At 67.9% G+C, this 5,088-nt stretch carries 5 protein-coding genes; 2 read left to right on the top strand and 3 right to left on the bottom strand.

The window, feature by feature from the left end; all coding sequences use genetic code 11:
- The first annotated feature begins 58 nt into the window (after positions 1–58).
- Together RT567_RS13335 and RT567_RS13340 are read left to right on the top strand one after the other, a co-directional pair.
- The gene (locus tag RT567_RS13335; RefSeq protein WP_313576786.1) at positions 59–1,342 is read left to right on the top strand and encodes an FAD/NAD(P)-binding oxidoreductase; all 1,284 of its coding nucleotides are present in this window, start codon (positions 59–61) and stop codon (positions 1,340–1,342) included.
- A complete protein-coding gene (locus RT567_RS13340) occupies positions 1,342–2,142 on the top strand; it encodes a sulfite exporter TauE/SafE family protein (RefSeq protein WP_313576787.1) in 801 nt (266 codons plus the stop codon). Before RT567_RS13335 ends, RT567_RS13340 begins: the two co-directional genes overlap by 1 nt.
- Positions 2,143–2,182: 40 nt before the next feature.
- Here the strand turns inward: RT567_RS13340 and RT567_RS13345 are convergent, their stop codons facing one another.
- The 3 genes from RT567_RS13345 to RT567_RS13355 form a co-directional block, all read right to left on the bottom strand.
- Positions 2,183–3,214, bottom strand: a complete 1,032-nt coding sequence (locus tag RT567_RS13345) for a zinc-dependent alcohol dehydrogenase (RefSeq protein WP_313576788.1) — start codon at positions 3,212–3,214, stop codon at positions 2,183–2,185.
- A 67-nt stretch (positions 3,215–3,281) separates the two neighbouring features.
- Entirely contained in the window at positions 3,282–4,799 is a 1,518-nt protein-coding gene (locus tag RT567_RS13350) for an aldehyde dehydrogenase family protein (RefSeq protein WP_313576789.1), read from the bottom strand.
- Between the two features lie 148 nt (positions 4,800–4,947).
- The coding region (locus RT567_RS13355; RefSeq protein WP_313576790.1) for a helix-turn-helix domain-containing protein at positions 4,948–5,088 on the bottom strand (141 nt) is incomplete at its 5' end.

The raw sequence follows: 5,088 nt of genomic DNA on the forward strand, positions 1-5,088 counted from the left end.
GGCCGCCGCCGCCGGCTACGACGTCTCGCCGCTCGGCCCGCGTCTGGAGGGCTGAGGCATGGCCCATCCGCAAGCATCAGAAACCTGCGACGTCCTGATCGTCGGCGGCGGCGCCGCCGGGATCGCCACGGCGGCCAGCCTGCTGCGCCGCCGCCCCGGCCTTGACGTAGTGATCGTCGAGCCGTCCGAGCGCCACTATTACCAGCCCGGCTGGACGCTGGTCGGCGCGGGCGTCTTCACGCCCGAACGCACCATGCGCGAGACCTGCCGCCTGATCCCCACGGGCGCCCGCTGGATCAAGGACAGCGTCGTTGATTTCGCGCCCGAGGCCGATCAGGTGCGCCTGTCGGACGGCCGCCGCATCGGCTATCGCGCCCTGGTCGCCGCGCCGGGCATCAAGCTGGACTGGGACGCCATCCCCGGCCTGAACGAAACGCTGGGCCGCAACGGCGTGACCTCCAACTACCGCTTCGATCTGGCGCCCTATACGTGGAAGCTGGTGCAGGAGCTTAAGGGCGGCCGCGCCCTGTTCACCCAGCCGCCGATGCCGATCAAATGCGCGGGCGCGCCTCAGAAGGCCCTCTATCTGTCGGCCGACCACTGGCAGCGCACCGGCGCCCTCAAGAACGTGGACATCGAGTTCCACAACGCCGGGGCCGTGTTGTTCGGGGTCAAGGACTATGTCCCCGCCCTGATGAAATACATCGAGCGTTACGGCGTCGACCTGCGCTTCAACTCGCGCCTGACATCCATCGACGGCGAGGCGCGCAAGGCGACTTTCGCCGTCACCGACGCCGATGGAGCCGTCAGTGAAGTCGTCCGCGACTTCGACATGATCCACGTCTGTCCGCCGCAGACCGCGCCCGATTTCATCCGCAACAGCCCGCTGGCGGCCGACAGCGGCTGGATCGACGTCGATCAGTCGACGCTGCACCACAACCGCCTCGACAACGTCTTCGGTCTGGGCGACGCCTGTTCGGCGCCCAACGCCAAGACCGCCGCCGCCGCCCGCAAACAGGCGCCGGTCGTGGCCGAAAACGTCATCTCCATGCTGGACGGCAAAGCGCTGAAGGCCGTTTACGACGGCTATGGCTCCTGCCCCCTGACGGTCGAGCGCGGCAAGATCGTGCTGGCCGAGTTCGGCTATGGCGGCAAGCTGCTGCCCAGCTTCCCGGCGTGGATGCTGGACGGGCGCCAGCCGACGCGCCGCGCCTGGCACCTGAAGGCGCAGGCCCTGCCGGAAATCTACTGGGTCGGGATGCTGAAGGGCCGCGAATGGCTGTGCGCCCCCGACTGCGTCGAGCCGGGCGTCGCCCCCCGCGCACAAAAGAGCGCCGCCTGATGGGCGAGCCGCTCAGCCTGCTGCAATACGGACTGGGCGCCGGGGCGGGGTCGCTGGTCGGCTTCACCCTGGGCCTGGTGGGCGGGGGCGGCTCGATCCTGGCCGTGCCGCTGATCGTCTATCTGGTGGGGGTGAAAGACCCGCACCTGGCCATCGGCACCAGCGCCTTCGCCGTGGCCGCCAACGCCTTCGCCAATCTGCTGAACCACGCCCGGCATGGGGCGGTGAAGTGGAAGATCGCCCTGCTGTTCGCGGCGGCGGGCGTGGTCGGGGCGGCGCTGGGCTCCAGCTTCGGGAAGGCGGTGGACGGCCAGAAACTGCTGGCCCTGTTCGCAGTGCTGATGTTGGTCGTCGGCGCCCTGATGCTGCGCGGCCGCTCGGCCGCGGGCGACCCGGACGTGACCCTGACCGCACGCAATGCGCCCAAGCTGGTCGGCACGGGCGCGGCGACGGGGATGCTGTCGGGCTTCTTCGGTATCGGCGGCGGCTTCCTGATCGTGCCCAGCCTGATGGGGTCGACCGGAATGCCCATCTATTACGCCGTCGGCTCGTCGCTGGTCGGCGTCACCGCCTTCGGCCTGACCACCGCCTTCAACTATGCGCTGGCGGGTTGGGTCGACTGGCCGCTGGCGGCGGTCTTCATCGGCGGCGGCGTTCTGGGCGGGTTGGTGGGCGCACGGCTGGCCAAGCTGATGTCCGGCCGCAAAGGTCTGCTGAACAGCGTCTTCGCGGGCCTGATCTTCGTGGTGGCGATCTACATGCTGTATCAGAGCGCCGTGACCCTGAAGCTGATCGGCTAGGCGCCGGGGCCGCCGCACGACGCGACGGCCCCCCCTTTCGTCAACCGATGGACATCACCACGCGGCCCTCGATCTGGCCCTTGTGCATCCGGGCGAAGATGTCGTTGATATTGTCCAGCGGCTCGACCGTGTTGATCGACTTCACCTTGCCGTCGGCGGCGAAGTCCAGCGCCTCCTGAAGGTCCAGCCGCGTGCCGACGATCGAGCCGCGCACCGTCGTCCCGTTCAGCACCATGTCGAAGATCGACAGCGGGAAGTCCCCTGCCGGCAGGCCGTTCAGCGCCACGGTCGCCCCGCGCGCGGTCATGCCCAGCGCCTGCTCGAACGCCTTGGGCGAGACGGCCGTGACCAGCACGCCCTGGGCCCCGCCGTCTGTCTGGCGCTTGATGTCGGCGGCAGGATCGTTGGAGGTCTTGGCGTTGACCGTCACCGTCGCGCCCAGCCGCCGGGCCAGGTCCAGCTTGGCGTCGTCGATATCGACCGCCGCCACGTTCAGCCCCATCGCCTTGGCGTATTGCACCGCCAGATGGCCCAGCCCTCCGACGCCCGAAATCACCATCCAGTCGCCCGGCTTGGTGTCGGTCATCTTCAGGCCCTTGTAGACCGTGACCCCGGCGCACAGCACCGGCGCGATCTCCTCGAAGCCGATCTGGTCGGGCAGATGGCCGACGAAGTTCGGATCGGCCACCACATATTCGGCGAAGCTGCCGTTGACCGAATAGCCGGTGTTCTGCTGGTCGTGGCACAGGGTCTCCCACCCGCCGAGGCAGTGCTTGCAGTGGCCGCAGGCGGTGTAGAGCCACGGCACGCCGACGCGGTCGCCTTCCTTGACGTGCTTGACCCCGGCGCCGACGCCCGAGACGTAGCCGACGCCTTCGTGGCCCGGAATGAAGGGCGGGTTCGGCTTGACCGGCCAGTCGCCCTCGGCCGCGTGCAGGTCGGTGTGACAGACGCCTGTGGCCGCGATCTTCACCTGGATCATGCCGGGGCCGGGCGTCGGGATCGGCGCGTCCTCGATCACCAGCGGCTTGCCGAACTCGCGCACGACGGCGGCCTTCATGGTTTTCGCCATGGTCACTACTCCTCGTTTAGTTCGCGAACAGAAAAGGCGCGGACCGAAGCCCGCGCCTTGATCGAGATCAGAAGAAGCCCAGCTTGTCGGGGCTGTAGCTGACCAGCAGATTCTTGGTCTGCTGATAGTGGTCCAGCATCATGCGGTGGTTCTCGCGTCCGATGCCCGACTTCTTATAGCCGCCGAAGGCCGCGTGCGCCGGATACTGGTGGTAGCAGTTGGTCCAGACGCGACCCGCCTGAACGGCCCGCCCCGCGCGATAGGCGGTGTTCATGTCGCGCGACCACACCCCGGCGCCCAGGCCGTATTCGGTGTCGTTGGCGATGGCGATGGCCTCTTCCAGGGTCTTGAAGGTGGTCACGGCCAGGACGGGGCCGAAGATCTCCTCCTGGAAGATGCGCATGTCGTTCGTGCCCTTGAACACGGTCGGCTTGACATAATAGCCGCCCGCCAGATCGTCCTTCAGCACGGCCTGTTCGCCGCCGGTCAGCACCTCCGCGCCCTCGTCCTTGCCGATCTTCAGATAGGACAGGATCTTCTTCAGCTGCTGGTCCGAGGCCTGGGCGCCGACCTGGGTGGTCGGATCCAGCGGGTCGCCCTGCTTGATGGCCTCGACGCGGGCGATCGCCTTCTCGATGAAGGCCTCATAGATGTCTTCGTGGATCAGGGCGCGGCTGGGGCAGGTGCAGACCTCGCCCTGATTGAGCGCGAACATGGCGAAGCCTTCCAGCGCCTTGTCGAGGAAGGCGTCGTCGGCGTCCATCACGTCCTTGAAGAAGATGTTCGGCGACTTGCCGCCCAGCTCCAGCGTCACCGGAATGATGTTCTGGGTGGCGTATTCCATGATCTTCTGGCCGACGGCGGTCGAGCCGGTGAAGGCGATCTTGGCGATGCGCGGATTGGTGGCCAGCGGCTCGCCGACCTCGATCCCCGTGCCCGAGACGATGTTCAGCACGCCCGGCGGCAGGATGTCCTGGATCAACTCGGCCAGCAGCAGGATGGAGGCCGGCGTCTGCTCGGCCGGCTTCAGCACGATGCAGTTGCCCGCCGCCAGAGCCGGGGCGATCTTCCACGCCGCCATCAGGATGGGGAAGTTCCACGGAATGATCTGGCCGACCACGCCCAGCGGCTCGTGGAAATGATAGGCGACCGTGTCGTTGTCCAGCTCGGAAATGCCGCCTTCCTGCGCCCGGATGCAGCCGGCGAAATAGCGGAAGTGGTCGATGGCCAGCGGGATGTCGGCCGCGAGCGTCTCGCGCACCGGCTTGCCGTTGTCCCAAGTCTCGGCCTCGGCGATGGCCTGAAGGTTCTGCTCCATGCGGTCGGCGATGCGGTTCAGGATCAGGGCCCGCTGGGCGACGCTGGTCTTGCCCCAACCGTCCCTGGCCGCGTGGGCGGCGTCCAGCGCCAGCTCGACGTCGGCCGCGTCCGAGCGAGCCACCTCGCACAGGACGCGGCCGTTCACCGGGGAGGTGTTCTCGAAATAGCGGCCGTTGACAGGGGCGACCCACTGGCCGCCGATGAAGTTGTCGTAGCGCGCCTTGTATTTCGGCGTCACGGCGCGGACGAATTCGGGTTTGGTCATGGGAACGGCCTCCTTGCGGTTTCCTTGGGCGCCGATTGTCGGCGTCGTTGGAGACAAGGTCGGTCGGCCCGACGGCCTGTTCCAGACGCCGCCCCGATGGTGCGGCGCACACCTGTCGCAGACTTGCGACAGTTTCCGTCGAGATCGCTCAGTTCAGCCCGATCAGGCCCAGACGGTGCAGCTTGCGGTGCAGGGTGGCGCGGCTGACGCCCAGGGCGCGCGCCGCCGCCGAGACATTGCCCCCGGTGCGGGCCAGGGCGCGGCGAACCGCCCCGCGCTCGGCCTCCAG

Source organism: Brevundimonas sp. (assembly GCF_032107865.1).
GTDB lineage: Bacteria > Pseudomonadota > Alphaproteobacteria > Caulobacterales > Caulobacteraceae > Brevundimonas.

Excerpts from the sequence above, each read along its gene's own strand:
- RT567_RS13335 (WP_313576786.1), top strand. The coding sequence starts at position 59 with ATGGCCCATCCGCAAGCATCAGAAACCTGCGACGTCCTGATCGTCGGC.
- RT567_RS13345 (WP_313576788.1), bottom strand. The coding sequence starts at position 3,214 with ATGGCGAAAACCATGAAGGCCGCCGTCGTGCGCGAGTTCGGCAAGCCG.
- RT567_RS13340 (WP_313576787.1), top strand. The coding sequence starts at position 1,342 with ATGGGCGAGCCGCTCAGCCTGCTGCAATACGGACTGGGCGCCGGGGCG.
- RT567_RS13350 (WP_313576789.1), bottom strand. The coding sequence starts at position 4,799 with ATGACCAAACCCGAATTCGTCCGCGCCGTGACGCCGAAATACAAGGCG.